Source organism: Pseudomonas sp. GW821-FHT12A04 (assembly GCF_058807755.1).
In genome coordinates, this window is the sequence record NZ_JBXAQZ010000002.1 from 322124 (window position 1) to 339311 (window position 17188).

Genomic DNA, 17188 nt, shown 5'->3' on the forward strand with positions numbered 1-17188 from the left:
CCCTCCCAGGAACATTCGATGAATACCGAAGTGCTCACTGAAGTTGCCGTAAAAGACGCTCAACCTGTGGTGGAGCAAGTCGACGAGACCCCGCCGGAGCTGGAGCCAGCTCCGCCCGCGGCGGTCGTCGAAACCGCCGTGACAGCGCCGGCGCCAGTGCTGGCCATTCCCGGCCTGGATGACAGCAGCCTGTACATCCACCGCGAGCTCTCGCAACTGCAGTTCAACATCCGCGTGCTGGAGCAGGCGCTGGACGAGTCCTATCCATTGCTGGAGCGGCTGAAGTTTCTGTTGATCTTCTCCAGCAACCTGGACGAGTTCTTCGAAATTCGTGTCGCCGGCCTGAAGAAGCAGATCACCTTCGCCCGTGAACAGGCCGGCGCCGATGGTCTGCAACCGCATCAGGCCCTGGCCCGCATCAGCGAACTGGTCCATGGTCACGTCGATCGCCAGTACGCGATCCTCAACGACATCCTGTTGCCGGAACTGGAAAAGCATCAGGTCCGCTTCATCCGTCGCCGTAACTGGACGGCCAAGCTCAAGACCTGGGTCCGTCGCTATTTCCGTGACGAGATCGCGCCGATCATCACCCCGATCGGCCTCGACCCGACGCACCCGTTCCCGTTGCTGGTGAACAAGAGCCTGAACTTCATCGTCGAGCTCGAAGGCATCGACGCCTTTGGCCGCGATTCCGGTCTGGCGATCATCCCGGCGCCACGCCTGTTGCCGCGCATCATCAAGGTGCCGGAAGAAGTCGGCGGCGCCGGCGACAACTATGTCTTCCTGTCGTCGATGATCCACGCCCACGCCGATGACCTGTTCCAGGGGATGAAGGTCAAGGGCTGCTACCAGTTCCGCCTGACCCGTAACGCCGACCTGGCGCTGGACTCCGAAGACGTCGAAGACCTGGCCCGTGCCTTGCGCGGCGAACTGTTCTCCCGTCGCTATGGCGATGCGGTGCGTCTGGAAGTGGCCGACACCTGCCCGAAACACCTGTCCGACTACCTGCTCAAGCAATTCAACCTGAGCGAGACGGAGTTGTATCAGGTCAACGGTCCGGTGAACCTGACGCGGCTGTTCAGCATTACCGGCCTGGACAGCCAGCGCGAGCTGCAATACCTGCCGTTCACCCCGCAGATTCCAAAACTGCTGCAGAACAGCGAGAACATTTTCAGCGTGATCAGCAAGCAGGACATCCTGTTGCTGCACCCGTTCGAGTCGTTCACTCCGGTGGTCGACCTGCTGCGCCAGGCCGCCAAGGACCCGCACGTGCTGGCGGTGCGCCAGACCCTGTACCGCTCCGGCGCGAACTCGGAAATCGTCGATGCGCTGGTGGATGCGGCGCGTAACGGCAAAGAGGTCACCGCGGTGATCGAACTGCGCGCACGGTTCGACGAAGAGTCCAACCTGCAACTGGCCAGCCGTCTGCAAGCGGCCGGTGCGGTGGTGATCTATGGTGTGGTCGGCTTCAAGACCCACGCCAAGATGATGCTGATTTTGCGGCGCGAAGCGGGTGAAATCGTGCGTTATGCGCACCTCGGTACGGGTAACTACCACGCCGGCAACGCCCGCCTGTATACCGACTACAGCCTGCTGACCTCCGACGACGCCTTGTGCGAAGACGTCGGCAAACTGTTCAGCCAGTTGATCGGCATGGGTAAGACGCTGCGCATGAAGAAACTGCTGCACGCGCCGTTTACCCTGAAAAAGGGCATGCTCGACATGATTGCCCGCGAAACCCAGTTCGCCCTCGACGGCAAGCCGGCGCACATCATTGCCAAGTTCAACTCGCTGACCGATCCGAAGATCATCCGCGCACTGTACAAGGCCAGCCAGTCGGGCGTGCGCATCGATCTGGTGGTGCGTGGCATGTGCTGCCTGCGACCGGGCATCGCCGGGGTTTCCCACAACATCCACGTGCGTTCGATCATCGGTCGCTTCCTGGAACACACCCGGGTCTTCTATTTCCTCAACGGTGGCGACGAGCAGATGTTCCTGTCCAGTGCCGACTGGATGGAACGCAACCTCGACAAGCGCGTCGAGACTTGCTTCCCGGTGGAGGGCAAGAAGCTGATCATGCGGGTCAAGAAAGAGCTGGAGTTGTATCTGACCGATAACACCCACAGTTGGAGCCTGCAGTCGGACGGCCGTTACATCCGTAACACTCCGACCGGCAACCAGAACCCGCGCAGCGCCCAGGCGACATTGCTGGAGCGTTTGGGCAGTCCGATCCTGGCCGTCCGGTAACGACTGCAACCTGTGGGAGCGAGCTTGCTCGCGATGACGGTGTGTCAGGCAACGATGTGTTGATTGACCATCCGCCATCGCGAGCAAGCTCGCTCCCACAGGGGATAGTGGCGTTTGCAGAATCGCAGACAAAAAAAGGCCTTCCGAAGAAGGCCTTTTTTCAATTTCAGCGAGCGCTCAACACGATGTCGACCCGGGTCAGCCATTGCGCTTCGATTTCGAAGTCGGCCTGGGTCAGCTGGTTTTCGTCCAGCCAGTTCTCCGGGAATACCACTTCCAGGCTATTGCCATTGGCGTTCAGTTCCACCTGGGGCATTTGCTGGGTGCCACGGATGTGGTGGAACAGGATCGCAAAGCGCAGCAGTACGCACAGGCGAATCAGCTTGATGCCGTCATCGCCGAAATCGGCGAACTTGTCCTTGGGAATGTTGCGTCGGTGGCCGCGTACCAACAGCGCGAGCATCAACTGGTCTTCGCGGGAGAACCCGGCGAGGTCCGAGTGCTCGATCAGGTAGGCGCCGTGCTTGTGGTACTGGTAGTGAGCGATGTCCAGGCCCACCTCATGGACCTTGGCCGCCCAGCCGAGCAATTCGCGCCAGACGCCGTCTTCCAGATCCCAGTCCTCGGCCACCTGATCGAACGCATGCAGCGCCTTGCGCTCGACCCGTACCGCCTGTTCCTGGTCGACGTGGTAGCGCTCCATCAGCGAAGTGAGGGTGCGTTCGCGCACGTCTTCGTGATGATGGCGGCCCAGCAGGTCATAGAGCACGCCTTCGCGAAGGGCGCCTTCGCAGTGATCCATGCGTTGCAGTTCCAGGGAGTCGAAGATCGCTTCGAGGATCGCCAGGCCGGCCGGGAAAATCGCCCGGCGATCCGGCTTGATACCTTCGAAATCGATTTTTTCGACGTCGCCCAGCTTGATCAGTTTGCGCTTGAGCCAGGCCAGGCCCTCGGCGTTGACCTCGCCGGTGCTGTGGCCGCCGGCCTTCAGTGCCAGGCCGATGGCGCGGATGGTGCCCGAGGAGCCAATGGCTTCATCCCAGGTCAGGCGGTGCAGGGCGTGCTCGATGCTCATGATCTCCAGCCGCGCCGCGGTGTACGCCTGGGCGTAACGGGCCGGGGTGATCTTACCGTCCTTGAAATAGCGTTGGGTGTAGCTGACGCAACCCATCTGCAGGCTTTCGCGCAGCAGCGGTTCGAAGCGCTGGCCAATGATGAACTCGGTACTGCCGCCACCGATGTCGGCCACCAGGCGCTTGCCCGGGGTGTCGGCGAGGGTGTGGGACACTCCGAGATAGATCAGGCGTGCTTCTTCACGGCCGGAAATGACTTCCACCGGGTGGCCGAGAATTTCTTCGGCGCGATGGATGAATTCGGCGCGGTTGCGGGCTTCACGCAAGGCGTTGGTGCCCACGATTCGCACGGCGCCGGTGGGCATACCGCTGATCAGTTGGGCGAAACGCTTGAGACAATCGAGCCCGCGTTGCATCGATTCTTCATTGAGGTGGCGCTCTTCGTCGATGCCGGCGGCCAGCTGAACCTTCTCCCCGAGACGCTCGAGAATACGGATCTCGCCGTTCTGGGCCTTGGCCACGACCATGTGAAAACTGTTGGAGCCCAGGTCGATTGCGGCGATCAGGGACAGATTCTTGGCTTTGGATTGCGGCATGGTCAGGGGTCTCGGTCGATAACCTCGACATCGTGCCACGATCAAAGGCTGGCGCCAACGCGCAGTGTTCAAAGCCTTGATCCAGTGCATGAAAACCGGTGACCGCTTCGCGGTCAATCGCGAGCAAGCTCGCTCCCACAGGGTTCCAGGGTGTCTCTAATCCCGCGACCGACGCAGGCCCTCTGTGGGAGCGAGCTTGCTCGCGATGACGGTCTCGCTGGTGCTGAAGCTCTGTCAGCCCACAGCCTCAACCGTCCCGATGAAATTCGCCAGCTCCGCCGTCTGCGGATTCGCGAACAGAATCTTCGGATCCCCAACCTCATGCACCTTGCCCTGGTGCATGAACACCAACTTATCCCCAACCTCCCGGGCGAAGCGCATTTCGTGGGTGACCATGATCAGCGTCATGCCTTCCCTGGCCAGTTGCCGGACCACGCTCAACACTTCGTTGACCAGTTCCGGGTCCAGTGCCGAGGTGATTTCGTCACATAGCAAAACCTTCGGCGACATCGCCAGTGCCCGGGCAATCGCTACCCGCTGTTGCTGCCCGCCCGACAGCCGATCAGGGAAGGCATCGAACTTTTCCCCCAGTCCGACCCTTTCGAGCATCTGCCGCGCCAGTTCGGCGGCCTTGGCTTTCGGCACTTTTTGCACCACTTGCGGCGCGAGCATGACGTTTTCGCCCACGGTCAGGTGCGGGAACAGATTGAACTGTTGGAACACCATGCCGACTTTCTGCCGCAGGCTGCGCAGGTCGGCGCGGGCGGCGTCGAGGTACTCGCCGTCGACTTCGATCACACCGTCATTGATTGACTCCAGGCCGTTGAGGGTGCGCAGCAAGGTGGACTTGCCCGAGCCACTACGGCCGATGATCGCCACCACCTGGCCTTCCTCGATGCTCAGGTCGATGCCTTTGAGCACATGGTGATCGCCATAGTATTTATGCAGGGCGGAAATTCTAAGCAGAGGCATGCAGTCTCCTTTCCAGGTATCGCGCACTGAGCGACAAGGGGTAGCAGAGCAGGAAGTAGCCGAGGGCGACGAGGCCGTAGACCATGAACGGTTCGAAGGTGGCGTTGGCGAGCATGCCGCCGGTCTTGGTCAGCTCGGTGAAGCCGATGATCGAGGTGACGGCGGTGCCTTTGACCACTTGCACCGAAAACCCCACTGTCGGCGCCACGGCGATGCGCAGGGCCTGGGGCAGGATCACATGGCGCAATTGTTCCAGCGGGTTCAGCGCCAGGCTCGATGAGGCTTCCCACTGACCGTTGGGAATCGAATCGACGCAACCGCGCCAGATCTCCGCCAGATAAGCACTGGTGAACAACGTCAGTGCAATCGCCGCGGCCATCCACGGCGAAATCTCGATCCCGGCCAACGCCACGCCGAAAAACACCAGGAACAGCTGCATCAATAGCGGTGTGCCCTGAAACAGTTCGATGTAAGTGCGGGCGAAACTGCGGGGCAAGGATTTTTTCGAGATGCGCATGACCATGATCAGTAAGCCGATCAGTCCGCCGCCAATGAACGCCACCAGCGACAGCGCCAGCGTCCATTGCAGGCCCGTGAGCAGGTTGCGCACGATGTCCCAGAAAGTGAAGTCGCTCATCGGCTGCTCCTTGCGATGAAGCGGTGGCCAAGCCAGTTCAGCAACTGGCGGATCAGCAGCGCCATGCACAGGTACAGCAGTGTGGTCAGGGCGTAGGTTTCAAAGGCGCGGAAGTTGCGCGACTGAATGAAGTTGGCGGCGAAGCTCAGCTCCTCCGTCGCGATTTGCGAACACACCGCCGAGCCGAGCATCACGATGATGATCTGGCTGCTCAGGGCCGGCCAGACTTTGCCCAGTGCCGGCAGCAGCACCACATGACGGAACGCTTCGAAGCGAGTCATCGCCAGTGCCGCTGCGGCTTCCAGCTGACCCCGAGGGATCGCCTGGATGCCGGCGCGGATGATCTCGGTGGAATAGGCGCCGAGGTTGATGACCATCGCCAGCACCGCCGCCTGCCATTCGGAAATCTGTACGCCCAGGGACGGCAAGCCGAAGAAGATGAAAAACAACTGCACCAGAAATGGCGTGTTGCGGATCAACTCGACGTAGACCGCGAAAATCCCCGCGAAAGGCCGGATGTTCCACGCCCGCACCAGCGCCCCGACGATGCCCAGCCCCACGCCGAGCACAGCGCCGATGGCGGTCAGCTCAAGGGTGAACAAAGCACCGCGCAGCAACAGATCGGTGTTGTTCACCACCGGCAGGAAATCGAACTGATAAGCCATAAAACGTCTCCAGCGCGCCGAATCAGAGATCGGCCGGCAGCGGTTCTTTCAGCCAGGTCAGGGCGTTCTTTTCCAGCGCGCCGTCGCTCTTGGCGGTCACCAGAATCTGGTTGACCTTGTCCAGCAGCGCCGACTCGTTCTTGTTCACGCCGACGTAGACCGGTGAGTCCTTGAGCTTCACTTTCAGCGCCGGCACGCGTTTCGGGCTCTTCTCGCTGATGGCGACCATCACCACGTTGCCGCTGGCGATCAGGTCGACTTGCCCGGCCAGGTACGCGGCAATGGTCGAGTTGTTGTCTTCGAAACGCTTGATGGTCACGCCTTCGGGGGCGACCTTGGTCAGCTCGATATCTTCGATGGCACCACGGGTGACGCTGATGGTCTTGCCCTTGAGATCGTCCAAGCCCTTGATGTCGGCGTCTGGCGGACCGAACACGGCGAGGTAGAACGGCGCATAGGCGCGGGAGAAGTCGATGACTTTTTCGCGCTCCGGGTTCTTGCCGAGGCTGGAGATCACCAGGTCGACCTTGCCGGTGGTGAGGAACGGGATGCGGTTGGTGCTGTTGACCGGCGTCAGTTCGAGTTTGACCTTGAGCTGGTCGGCCAGCAGTTTCGCGGTGTCGATATCGAGGCCGCGGGGTTTCATGTCCGGGCCGACCGAGCCGAATGGCGGGAAGTCCTGGGGCACGGCTACCTTGAGGACGCCGCGCTTGACCACATCCTCCAGACCATCGGCGTGGGCGGGTGCCTGGCTCAGCATCAGGCTGGCGAACAAGGCTGCGAGGAGGGCGCTGTAACGCTGGGTCATGGCAAATCTCCGGATCGGCAAGAAGTGATTTCTGCGGATCGACAGAGCATGGGCCATGCCAACATGGGGTTTTGAGGGCGCCAGGGCACGGTTTTACTGGCGTCGCACGGTCTTACTGGTCTGAACAGTCAGGTTGCTTTTCGCACCCCGATGGCGCAGCCGTGAAAATCTCCGAACCCCCATGGGGCACGACTTGCCGGACGTCGCGAATAGCTTTACAACTGAGCGCACATTGGCTGGTTCGTCTGGAAAACCATGAACTCGATCTCCCGCGCCGTACCTGAAGTGGCGCTGCAAGCCATCCGCAAACTGATTACCGAACAGGGCTTCGGGCCGGGGGATGCCTTGCCCTCGCAACGGGACCTGGCGGTGCAATTGGGGGTCAGTCGGGCGTCGTTGCGCGAGGCGTTGTCATCGCTGAGTGCGCTGGGGGTCATCAGTATCCAGCCGGGCAAAGGCGTATTCGTGCAATCGCCCGTGGAGCTACCGCGGGGCGATGCGGCGCCGGGCTGGCCGTTCGCGGCGCAGGCTTCGCCGTTGGACATCTTTCAGTTGCGCTATGCGCTGGAGGGTTTTGCTGCGGGGTTGGCGGCCGTAACCTTGAGCACCGACGAACTCGATGCGCTGGAAGACAATGTCGCCGCCATGCGCAATGAGCTGAAGTCCGGCGACTTCGAAGCCGCTGCCCGCCTGGATTTCGAATTCCACCGCCGCATCCTGCTGGCCAGCGGCAATCAGGCGATGCTGAGCATCCTGACCGCCAGCGCCGACATCTTCCTGGAAAGCCAGAAGCTACCGTTCATCCGGGTCGAGCGGGCCATGGAAACCTGGCAGGAACACCGCAAAATCCTTCGTGCGCTGGCTCGCCGAGCGTCTGGCGCCGCGCAAAAGGCCATGCAAGAGCACGTACGTAACGCCGCGTTGCGCACCGGAATCGCGTTCATCGCTCCCGCCACTTCATGACCTGAGCTATACCCAAACTCATGGATCACCATAGCGAGACTCAATCATCTGCACCTTCCTGAACGAGGGAAGGACCGCTATGATGGGCCACGTTTTTTTGCTTACAACCTGGAGAATTCCATGAGCAGCGATCTTATCAAACACGTTAGCGACGCTAGCTTCGAGGCCGACGTACTCAAGGCCGAAGGCGCTGTACTGGTCGATTACTGGGCTGAATGGTGCGGCCCTTGCAAAATGATCGCTCCTGTTCTGGACGAGATTGCCGAGACTTACAAAGGCAAGCTGACCGTTGCCAAGCTGAACATCGACGAAAACCAGGAAACCCCGGCCAAGCACGGCGTGCGCGGTATCCCGACCCTGATGCTGTTCAAGAACGGCAATGTTGAAGCGACCAAGGTCGGCGCACTGTCGAAGTCGCAACTGGCTGCCTTCCTCGACGCCAACATCTAAGCGTCGTTGCAAAGTGTCCTGAAAAAGCCCCGCAAATAGCGGGGCTTTTTGCGTATTCAGGGCTAGACGCTCCTAAACTCAGGTGGTACATTCGGCCCCGCACTGGTTTCTCCATTGCCCCCTGCTAGCCGTCGCCGACGCACTCCTTTTCGAATAAGTACGCGATCCTGTCGCCTTCTCCGCGGCGCGGCCTCATTAAGCCAAAAGCTTAATTTCCCCCCCTCCATAAATGATTACGTCATTCCTATATGAATCTGACTGAACTCAAGCAAAAGCCGATTACCGAACTGCTCGAATTGGCCGAACAGATGGGCATAGAAAATATGGCCCGTTCGCGCAAGCAGGACGTGATTTTCTCCCTGCTCAAGAAGCACGCGAAAAGCGGTGAGGAAATCTCCGGTGATGGCGTGCTGGAGATTCTCCAGGACGGCTTCGGCTTCCTGCGCTCCGCTGACGCTTCCTATCTCGCAGGTCCAGACGATATCTACGTCTCGCCGAGCCAGATCCGCCGTTTCAACTTGCGCACCGGTGACACCATCGTTGGCAAGATCCGCCCTCCAAAGGAAGGCGAGCGTTATTTCGCGCTGCTCAAGGTCGACACGATCAACTTCGACCGTCCGGAAAACGCGAAGAACAAGATTCTCTTCGAGAACCTGACCCCGCTGTTCCCGACCGTGCGCATGAAGATGGAAGCCGGTAACGGTTCCACCGAAGACTTGACCGGTCGTGTCATCGACCTGTGCGCCCCGATCGGTAAAGGCCAGCGCGGTCTGATCGTTGCACCGCCGAAAGCCGGCAAGACGATCATGCTGCAGAACATTGCCGCGAACATCGCGCGTAACAACCCTGAAGTTCACCTGATCGTGCTGCTGATCGACGAACGTCCGGAAGAAGTAACCGAAATGCAGCGCACCGTGCGCGGTGAAGTGGTTGCCTCGACGTTCGACGAGCCGCCAACCCGTCACGTGCAGGTTGCCGAAATGGTGATCGAGAAGGCCAAGCGCCTGGTCGAGCACAAGAAAGACGTGGTGATCCTGCTTGACTCCATCACTCGTCTGGCTCGCGCCTACAACACCGTGATCCCGAGCTCCGGCAAGGTACTGACCGGTGGTGTCGATGCCCACGCCCTGGAGAAACCGAAGCGTTTCTTCGGCGCCGCGCGGAACATCGAAGAAGGCGGCTCGCTGACCATCATCGCCACCGCGCTGGTTGAAACCGGCTCGAAGATGGACGAAGTGATCTACGAGGAATTCAAAGGCACCGGCAACATGGAGCTGCCTCTGGATCGCCGCATCGCTGAAAAACGCGTGTTCCCGGCCATCAACATCAACCGTTCCGGCACCCGCCGCGAAGAGTTGCTGACCGCCGACGACGAGCTGCAGCGCATGTGGATTCTGCGCAAACTGCTGCACCCGATGGATGAAATTGCTGCCATCGAGTTCCTGGTCGACAAGCTGAAAACGACCAAGACCAACGACGAATTCTTCCTGTCGATGAAGCGCAAGTAACATCGCCCGTTGAGTTCAAGAGAATGGCGCCCCAGTGGGGCGCCTTTTTTTTACCTGGGCCATGGGAGGTTTTTGATTGGCCAAGGTCAGTTGGTTAGCACTTCAACCAGCCGCGTTTGCAGTCATCTCCGGGGGCGATGCTCAAGCGCGCTGAAAATAACGATCTGACTGGTTTAATGCTTATGAGCTCACTGGCTTATCGAAGGGATATCGACGGCTTGCGCGCAGTGGCGGTGATCGCCGTCGTGCTGTTTCACTTTGGCGTTCCTGGGTTTACCGGCGGCTTTGTCGGCGTGGACGTGTTTTTCGTGATTTCCGGTTACCTGATCACGTCGATCATCTGGAGTCAGCGCCAGGCCGGGCAATTCAGCTTCGTCGATTTCTGGGCCCGGCGTGCGCGGCGGATTTTGCCGGCGTTGTTCGCGATGATCATTGCGGTGCTGGCGGTCGGCTGGTTTTTGCTGGCACCGAAGGATTACGAAGAGCTGGGGCGATCGGTGCGTTACCAGGTGATGTTCGTCTCCAACATCCTGTTCATGCGCCAGGACGGCTATTTCGATGTCGCCTCCGATCTCAAGCCTCTGCTGCACACCTGGTCGCTGGCGGTGGAGGAGCAGTTTTACATCGTCTTCCCGTTGCTGCTGACACTGCTGTCGAGCCGTCTCAAGCATTGGCGACTGGCACTGTTCAGCGTATTGCTGCTGTCCTTTGGTTTGAGCGTGTGGGCTGTCGCCCATCATCCGGAAAAAGCTTTCTTCCTGTTGCCTATGCGTGCGTGGGAGCTATTGGTCGGTGCGATGCTGGCGGTAGCGCCCAAGTCTGCATGGCGTCTCAAGCCGATGGCGGCGCAGTGGCTGAGTCTGCTCGGTATGTTGCTGATCCTGTTGGCGGTGTTCGGTTATGACAAGGCCACGCCATTCCCGGGTGTCGCGGCGTTGCTGCCGGTGCCGGGTGTGGTGCTGCTGATTCTGGCCAACGGTCATCGTGAAACCTGGGTTGGTCAGTTTTTGAGCAGTCGGATAATGGTCGGCCTCGGTCTGATTTCATATTCCTGGTACCTGTGGCACTGGCCGGTGTTCGTATTCTCCAGCTATGCCAGCGTCGGTGAAACGAGTGTTTTCGACAGTGCCGGGTTGATTTTACTGACGCCGTTGCTGGGTTATCTGTCCTGGAAATTCGTCGAGACCCCGTTTCGTGAGCGTCGCCTGCTCGCCGGGCGCCGGCAGATTCTGCTCGCTGGTGCCTGCGGCGTCCTGGTGCTCGGCCTGGCCGGACAAACCTTGCGATGGACCGACGGCTTGCCATGGCGTCTGTCTGACCAGGCCCTGCAATACGCCAAGGGTCGCGAATGGCGGCCAGAGCTGATGGCCTGCCTGGCCGATGACAAGACGCCGGATGACAAGTTGTTCTGCCGTTATGGCGCGCAAAACCGCCTGCCCCCAGCGCTTGTCTGGGGCGATAGCCATGCCACGGCGTTGATTCCGGTTTTCGACGAGGGTGCCAAGGCCCATGGCGTCAATGTGATGCTCGCCAGTTCTGCCGGCTGTTTGCCTGTCGCAGGCCTGGAGCACGATGCGCGTTGTGCGCGGTTCAATCGACGTGTTGAACAAGCCCTGAAGCCGCAAGCTGTCAGCGATGTGGTGCTGGTTGCGCACTGGAGCCTATACCTCTACGGCGATGCCAAAGGTGATCTGGGCCACGTTCTGAAAAACCCTGACGGGCATTACGATCGCGCAATTGCCGAACAACGTCTGGCCGATGGCTTGCGTACCCGAGTCGCGCAATTGCGTGCCGGCGGGCATCGGGTCTGGCTGGTAAAAGAGGCGCCGTTGCAGGCCTTCAGCCCACCGTATCGCCTCACCCGTCTGGCAATGCTGGCCCGTCCGGTCGACGATGTCGGGCTGGCGCTCGCAGAGCATCACAAGCGCCAGGCATTCATCAGTCAATTGTTCGCACAACTGGCGCAGGACCCGGCGGTACAGGTGGTGGACCCGGCGCCAAGACTGTGTGATGCCAGCGGTCTGTGCCGCGCCGAACGCGGCGGCTACTCGTTGTACACCGATGACAATCACCTCTCGGAAGTCGGTGCGCGGTTCGTGGCGCCGATCCTCGAACCGCTGTTTGTCAGTCTGCAAGCCAGGGCAAACCCGGGGAAACCGCAGGTGAATGCATCCAGATAAGCAGCGATAAGCTGCCAGCGGCCGGCAGAGCAGGTAGGATGTACGCCTATTTTTCGGGTGCCATCATCAATGAAATTCAAGGATCTTCGGGATTTCGTGCAGCAGCTTGAGCAGCGCGGAGAGTTGAAACGCATCCAGATCCCCGTCTCTCCAGTGCTGGAGATGACCGAGGTGTGTGATCGCACGCTGCGTGCCAAAGGCCCGGCGCTGTTGTTTGAAAAGCCGACAGGCTATGACATCCCGGTACTCGGCAACCTGTTCGGTACCCCCGAGCGGGTCGCCATGGGCATGGGTGCCGAGTCGGTCAGCGAGCTGCGCGAGATCGGCAAGCTGCTGGCGTTCCTAAAGGAACCCGAGCCGCCCAAAGGCCTGAAGGATGCCTGGTCCAAGCTGCCGATCTTCCGCAAGATCATTTCGATGGCGCCGAAAGTCGTCAAGGACGCGGTGTGCCAGGAAGTGGTCATCGAAGGCGACGACGTCGACCTGGCCATGCTGCCGGTGCAGACCTGCTGGCCGGGCGACGTCGGTCCGCTGATCACCTGGGGCCTGACCGTCACCAAAGGCCCGAACAAGGATCGCCAGAACCTCGGTATCTACCGTCAGCAAGTGATCGGCCGCAACAAGGTCATCATGCGCTGGCTGAGCCACCGTGGCGGCGCGCTGGATTACCGCGAGTGGTGCGAAAAGCATCCGGGCCAGCCGTTCCCGGTTTCCGTGGCCCTGGGCGCTGACCCGGCGACTATCCTCGGTGCCGTGACCCCGGTGCCCGACAGCCTTTCCGAATACGCCTTCGCAGGCCTCTTGCGCGGTAACCGCACTGAGTTGGTGAAGTGCCGCGGCAACGATCTGCAAGTGCCGGCCACCGCCGAAATCATCCTCGAAGGCGTGATCCATCCGGGCGAGATGGCCGATGAAGGCCCATACGGCGACCACACCGGTTACTACAACGAAGTCGACAGCTTCCCGGTGTTCACCGTCGAGCGCATTACCCATCGGATCAAGCCGATCTACCACAGTACCTACACCGGCCGTCCGCCGGATGAGCCGGCGATCCTCGGCGTGGCATTGAACGAAGTGTTCGTGCCGATCCTGCAGAAGCAGTTCCCGGAGATCACCGATTTCTACCTGCCGCCCGAAGGTTGCTCGTACCGCATGGCCATCGTGACCATGAAAAAGTCGTATCCGGGCCACGCCAAGCGGGTAATGCTGGGTGTCTGGTCGTTTTTGCGACAGTTCATGTACACCAAGTTCGTTATCGTCACCGACGACGATATCAACGCCCGGGACTGGAACGACGTGATCTGGGCCATCACCACGCGCATGGACCCCAAGCGCGACACCGTGATGATCGACAACACGCCGATCGACTACCTCGACTTCGCCTCGCCGGTTTCCGGCCTGGGGTCGAAAATGGGCCTCGATGCCACGCATAAATGGCCGGGCGAAACTACTCGCGAATGGGGCCGGGTCATCGTCAAGGATGATGCCGTGACCCAGCGGATCGATGCCATCTGGAATCAGTTAGGAATAGATTGATGCGTGTAACCTTGCAGCCCTCCGGAGCAGTACTTGAGATATTGCCCGGCGAGCGGATTCTCGATGGCGCACGACGTCTGGGCTACGAATGCCCGCAAAGCTGCCGCAACGGCAATTGCCACGTGTGCGCGGCGCTGCTGGTGGAAGGCCGGGTCGAGCAGGCTGGCAATGTGCGTGACCATGGCGAGTTCTACACTTGCATAGCGGAGCCGCTGGAAGACTGCATCGTGCTGTGGGATGGCGTGCTCGCGCTGGGAGAACTGCCGGTGCGCAGCGTGTCGTGTCAGGTCATTGAGTGCAAGGAGGTGGGCGGCGACACCTGGCGCGTGCGTCTGCGGGCTCCGGCTGGCAAACCGCCGCGCTACCACGCTGGCCAGTACCTGATGATCGAACGGGAGAACGGCGAAAAGTCCGCATTCTCCCTCGCCTCGGCACCGCATGCGGGACGCGACCTGGAAATCCACGTACTGGCGCGCGAATCCAGTGCGCTGAGCCTGATCGAACAGCTCCAGCGCAACAGCATGGTGCGGGTCGAATTGCCGTTCGGCGATACCCACCTGGAGGAGTTGCCGGAAGGTTCTCTCGTGCTGATCGCCGCGGGTACCGGCATGGGCCAGATCCACAGTCTGATCGAGCATTGCCGGGCCTCGGGTTTCAAGCACCCGGTGCATCTGTATTGGGGCGTGCGTCGTCCTGAAGATTTTTATCAAATCGAGCATTGGGACGAATGGCTGAAGTTGCCCAACCTGTTCCTGCACAAGGTCGTCAGCGATCAATGCGGTTGGGAAGGGCGGTGCGGCATGTTGCATGAAGCGGTCTGTGAAGACTTCCCTGACCTCAAGCCGCTACACGTGTACGCCAGTGGCTCTCCGGCCATGGTCTACGGCACGCTGGATGCGCTGGTGGAAGCGGGAATGGATGCCCACCAGATGCGTGCCGACGTATTTGCCTACGCACCAAGATCCTGATGCTGCACACCCTGTAGGAGCGAGCTTGCTCGCGATGGTCGTTAACGATTACTCGGGCAGTCAGGCTACCCGCAGCGCTCTTGATTCCATCGCGAGCAAGCTCGCTCCTACAGGTATATAACTCCACATATAGCCAATCGGCATTTATAAATTTTTATAAATATCGGTAGGTTATATGTTGTCCAGGCAATTCATTAAGAACTGTGCCATGGCATTTAAATTGCCTTAAAACTTATGTGCCTTATTGTTACAGCCGTGCGTTCTATTAAGTAATTCTTCACCCGCGGGGAGCTGAACGCTATTCGCCATGAGCGCCATTGAATCTGCTTTTTTGAATCTGGCTTACCCTCCGCGGCTCGATCTGGGGCCGCAGCTCACTCACGAACAACTGCTCAGCTCGATGCAATCGACCATGGCGCGCCACAAGGGCGGGCCGGTGTGGCTGTTTGCGTATGGCTCGCTGATCTGGCGCCCTGAATGCACGGCGGTTGAGCGGGTTCGCGGCCGGGTGCATGGCTACCATCGCGGGTTGTACCTGTGGTCCCACGAACATCGCGGCACCCCGGAAATGCCCGGCCTGGTGTTTGGCCTGGATCGCGGCGGTTCTTGCAGCGGTTTCGCCTATCGCTTGCCCGAAGAGCAACTCGAAGCCTCGCTCTACGCACTTTGGCAGCGCGAGATGCCTTTCCCTTCCTACCGCCCGCACTGGCTCAACTGCCGCCTCGACGATGGCAGCCAGGTTCAGGCATTGGGTTTTGTGCTGGAACGACACCTGCCCAGCTATGCCGGCAACTTGCCGGACCATGTGCTGAGCCATGTGTTTGAAAACGCCTGCGGGCGCTACGGCACCACTCGCGATTATGTCGAGCAGACCGCGCACGCCCTGCGCAGCCACGCCATGCCAGACCGGAATCTGGAGGCGCGGCTCAAGCGCTGTAAATCAAAGGCCGATCAAGCGAGTGCTTCGCGGCCCTGACTGGCGATTTGTTTGTGCCGTAGTGTCGGGGCCAGGAAGGCCATCGCCAACAGGCAGGCACCGACCAGCAGCACGAAACCGCCGTCCCAACCGAAATGGTCCACGGTGTAGCCCATCGCTGCACTGGCCGCGACCGACCCACCCAAGTAACCGAACAGACCGGTAAAGCCCGCCGCCGTACCGGCAGCTTTCTTCGGTGCCAGTTCCAGCGCCTGCAGGCCGATCAGCATCACCGGGCCGTAGATCAGGAAGCCAATGGACAGCAGCGCGATCATGTCGACCATCGGATTACCGGCCGGGTTGAGCCAGTAAACCAGCGTCGCGACCGTCACCAACGCCATGAACACCATGCCGGTCAGGCCACGGTTGCCACGGAAGATCTTGTCCGACATCCAGCCGCACAGCAGCGTGCCCGGGATACCTGCCCACTCGTAGAAGAAGTACGCCCACGAGGTTTTATCCACAGTGAAACCCTTGGCTTCCTTGAGGTAAGTCGGTGCCCAGTCCAGCACGCCGTAACGCAGCAGATAGACAAAGACGTTGGCCAAGGCGATGTACCAGAGCATTTTGTTGCGCAGCACGTATTTGACGAAGATTTCCTTGGCGCTGAATTCCTCTTCGTGGCTGGCGTCGTAGCCTTCCGGGTAGTCGTTCTTGTATTGCTCGATCGGCGGCAGGCCAACCGATTGCGGGGTGTCGCGCATGGTCACAAAGGCAAACACCGCTACTGCCAGCGCCACGGCTGCCGGCACGTAGAACGCGGCGTGCCAGTCATTGAACAGCCCCATGCCGATCAGGAACAACGGGCCGATCAGGCCACCGCCGACGTTGTGCGCCACGTTCCAGACGGACACCACGCCGCCACGTTCCTTCTGCGACCACCAGTGCACCATGGTCCGGCCACTCGGCGGCCAACCCATGCCCTGCGCCCAGCCGTTGATGAACAGCAAAATGAACATCATGGTCACGCTGGACGTCGCCCAGGGCGCGAAACCGAAAATGAACATCACCCCAGCCGATACCAGAAGACCGAATGGCAGGAAGAAGCGCGGGTTGGAACGGTCGGACACCAGGCCCATGAGAAACTTCGACAGACCGTAGGCAATCGCGATGGCGGACATCGCCAGACCCAGCTGGCCACGGGAGTAGCCCTCATCGATCAGATACGGCATGGCCAGGGAGAAGTTCTTGCGCAGCAGGTAGTAACCGGCATAGCCAATGAAAATGCCGGCGAAAATCTGCCAGCGAAGGCGTCGGTAGGTGCTGTCTATTTTTTCTTCAGGCAATGGAGCCTGATGTGCGGCAGGACGAAAGAAAGCAAACATTCAAGAGCTCCAGATTTCTTGTTTTGACTGCGGATACGAATATTACAGTTTCGTTACCGAAAATAGCACCGGTTCTCATCGGCAAAACAGCGGAAATGTTGGAAGTCGCGCGTTCCTTTATGAACATGTCGCTCAGATGTAAGTGAAGGGCGGTGTAGGAAGTGTTACCTGTTTTCGTTTGGGGCATTTGATCTACCCGGAATGGGGCAGGACTTTAGGAAAGATCCTTCGTTTAAAGCAGAAGTCATGGCGTTATGCCGAATGGCCCGGCGCTTTAACCTTTG

14 protein-coding genes are annotated in these 17188 nt (G+C 60.0%); 8 read left to right on the forward strand and 6 right to left on the reverse strand.

The genetic code is table 11. From position 1 onward, the window contains the following. Nucleotides 1–18: 18 nt before the first annotated feature. The gene (ppk1, locus tag AC1RS8_RS04280) at nucleotides 19–2247 is read left to right on the forward strand and encodes a polyphosphate kinase 1 (protein WP_057712808.1); all 2229 of its coding nucleotides are present in this window, start codon (nucleotides 19–21) and stop codon (nucleotides 2245–2247) included. A 166-nt stretch (nucleotides 2248–2413) separates the two neighbouring features. Here ppk1 and ppx read toward each other — a convergent pair whose 3' ends face one another. The 5 genes from ppx to AC1RS8_RS04305 form a co-directional block, all read right to left on the reverse strand. Further along, the gene (ppx, locus tag AC1RS8_RS04285; RefSeq protein WP_489339431.1) at nucleotides 2414–3916 is read right to left on the reverse strand and encodes an exopolyphosphatase; all 1503 of its coding nucleotides are present in this window, start codon (nucleotides 3914–3916) and stop codon (nucleotides 2414–2416) included. 234 nt (nucleotides 3917–4150) lie between these two features. Continuing rightward, a complete protein-coding gene (locus AC1RS8_RS04290; protein ID WP_090452085.1) occupies nucleotides 4151–4888 on the reverse strand; it encodes an amino acid ABC transporter ATP-binding protein in 738 nt (245 codons plus the stop codon). Continuing rightward, nucleotides 4875–5525, reverse strand: a complete 651-nt coding sequence (locus tag AC1RS8_RS04295; protein ID WP_057712811.1) for an amino acid ABC transporter permease — start codon at nucleotides 5523–5525, stop codon at nucleotides 4875–4877. The genes AC1RS8_RS04290 and AC1RS8_RS04295 overlap by 14 nt, the downstream gene beginning before the upstream one ends. Beyond that, a complete protein-coding gene (locus AC1RS8_RS04300; protein WP_057712812.1) occupies nucleotides 5522–6190 on the reverse strand; it encodes an amino acid ABC transporter permease in 669 nt (222 codons plus the stop codon). Before AC1RS8_RS04300 ends, AC1RS8_RS04295 begins: the two co-directional genes overlap by 4 nt. A 22-nt stretch (nucleotides 6191–6212) precedes the next feature. Next, on the reverse strand, nucleotides 6213–6998 hold the full coding sequence (locus AC1RS8_RS04305; protein ID WP_057712813.1) for a transporter substrate-binding domain-containing protein: 786 nt from the start codon (nucleotides 6996–6998) through the stop codon (nucleotides 6213–6215). Nucleotides 6999–7253: 255 nt separating this feature from the next. On the opposite strand from AC1RS8_RS04305, the gene AC1RS8_RS04310 reads away from it, so the two are divergent. The 7 genes from AC1RS8_RS04310 to AC1RS8_RS04340 all read left to right on the forward strand — a co-directional run bounded on the left by AC1RS8_RS04310 (nucleotide 7254) and on the right by AC1RS8_RS04340 (nucleotide 15579). Next, nucleotides 7254–7961: a FadR/GntR family transcriptional regulator gene (locus AC1RS8_RS04310; RefSeq protein WP_154909838.1), complete on the forward strand. Its 708-nt coding sequence runs from the start codon at nucleotides 7254–7256 to the stop codon at nucleotides 7959–7961. 120 nt (nucleotides 7962–8081) lie between these two features. After that, nucleotides 8082–8411: a thioredoxin TrxA gene (gene trxA / locus AC1RS8_RS04315; protein WP_003206727.1), complete on the forward strand. Its 330-nt coding sequence runs from the start codon at nucleotides 8082–8084 to the stop codon at nucleotides 8409–8411. A gap of 248 nt (nucleotides 8412–8659) precedes the next feature. Then, a complete protein-coding gene (gene rho, locus AC1RS8_RS04320) occupies nucleotides 8660–9919 on the forward strand; it encodes a transcription termination factor Rho (protein WP_057712815.1) in 1260 nt (419 codons plus the stop codon). A 182-nt stretch (nucleotides 9920–10101) separates the two neighbouring features. Continuing rightward, on the forward strand, nucleotides 10102–12099 hold the full coding sequence (locus AC1RS8_RS04325; RefSeq protein WP_489339430.1) for an acyltransferase family protein: 1998 nt from the start codon (nucleotides 10102–10104) through the stop codon (nucleotides 12097–12099). Nucleotides 12100–12168: 69 nt separating this feature from the next. Beyond that, nucleotides 12169–13635, forward strand: a complete 1467-nt coding sequence (ubiD, locus tag AC1RS8_RS04330) for a 4-hydroxy-3-polyprenylbenzoate decarboxylase (RefSeq protein WP_008048693.1) — start codon at nucleotides 12169–12171, stop codon at nucleotides 13633–13635. Then, nucleotides 13635–14603, forward strand: a complete 969-nt coding sequence (locus tag AC1RS8_RS04335) for a CDP-6-deoxy-delta-3,4-glucoseen reductase (RefSeq protein WP_090452076.1) — start codon at nucleotides 13635–13637, stop codon at nucleotides 14601–14603. The genes ubiD and AC1RS8_RS04335 overlap by 1 nt, the downstream gene beginning before the upstream one ends. A 307-nt stretch (nucleotides 14604–14910) precedes the next feature. Further along, nucleotides 14911–15579: a gamma-glutamylcyclotransferase gene (locus tag AC1RS8_RS04340; protein ID WP_090452075.1), complete on the forward strand. Its 669-nt coding sequence runs from the start codon at nucleotides 14911–14913 to the stop codon at nucleotides 15577–15579. On the opposite strand, the gene glpT is transcribed toward AC1RS8_RS04340, so the two are convergent. Then, the gene (gene glpT, locus AC1RS8_RS04345; protein WP_008048696.1) at nucleotides 15555–16904 is read right to left on the reverse strand and encodes a glycerol-3-phosphate transporter; all 1350 of its coding nucleotides are present in this window, start codon (nucleotides 16902–16904) and stop codon (nucleotides 15555–15557) included. The genes AC1RS8_RS04340 and glpT overlap by 25 nt on opposite strands. Between the last annotated feature and the right edge of the window lie 284 nt (nucleotides 16905–17188).

Coding starts and splice junctions, on each gene's coding strand:
- rho (WP_057712815.1), top strand. CDS start 8,660: ATGAATCTGACTGAACTCAAGCAAAAGCCGATTACCGAACTGCTCGAA.
- AC1RS8_RS04340 (WP_090452075.1), top strand. CDS start 14,911: ATGAGCGCCATTGAATCTGCTTTTTTGAATCTGGCTTACCCTCCGCGG.
- glpT (WP_008048696.1), bottom strand. CDS start 16,904: ATGTTTGCTTTCTTTCGTCCTGCCGCACATCAGGCTCCATTGCCTGAA.
- AC1RS8_RS04325 (WP_489339430.1), top strand. CDS start 10,102: ATGAGCTCACTGGCTTATCGAAGGGATATCGACGGCTTGCGCGCAGTG.
- AC1RS8_RS04335 (WP_090452076.1), top strand. CDS start 13,635: ATGCGTGTAACCTTGCAGCCCTCCGGAGCAGTACTTGAGATATTGCCC.
- AC1RS8_RS04300 (WP_057712812.1), bottom strand. CDS start 6,190: ATGGCTTATCAGTTCGATTTCCTGCCGGTGGTGAACAACACCGATCTG.
- ppk1 (WP_057712808.1), top strand. CDS start 19: ATGAATACCGAAGTGCTCACTGAAGTTGCCGTAAAAGACGCTCAACCT.
- ppx (WP_489339431.1), bottom strand. CDS start 3,916: ATGCCGCAATCCAAAGCCAAGAATCTGTCCCTGATCGCCGCAATCGAC.
- AC1RS8_RS04290 (WP_090452085.1), bottom strand. CDS start 4,888: ATGCCTCTGCTTAGAATTTCCGCCCTGCATAAATACTATGGCGATCAC.
- ubiD (WP_008048693.1), top strand. CDS start 12,169: ATGAAATTCAAGGATCTTCGGGATTTCGTGCAGCAGCTTGAGCAGCGC.
- trxA (WP_003206727.1), top strand. CDS start 8,082: ATGAGCAGCGATCTTATCAAACACGTTAGCGACGCTAGCTTCGAGGCC.
- AC1RS8_RS04310 (WP_154909838.1), top strand. CDS start 7,254: ATGAACTCGATCTCCCGCGCCGTACCTGAAGTGGCGCTGCAAGCCATC.
- AC1RS8_RS04295 (WP_057712811.1), bottom strand. CDS start 5,525: ATGAGCGACTTCACTTTCTGGGACATCGTGCGCAACCTGCTCACGGGC.
- AC1RS8_RS04305 (WP_057712813.1), bottom strand. CDS start 6,998: ATGACCCAGCGTTACAGCGCCCTCCTCGCAGCCTTGTTCGCCAGCCTG.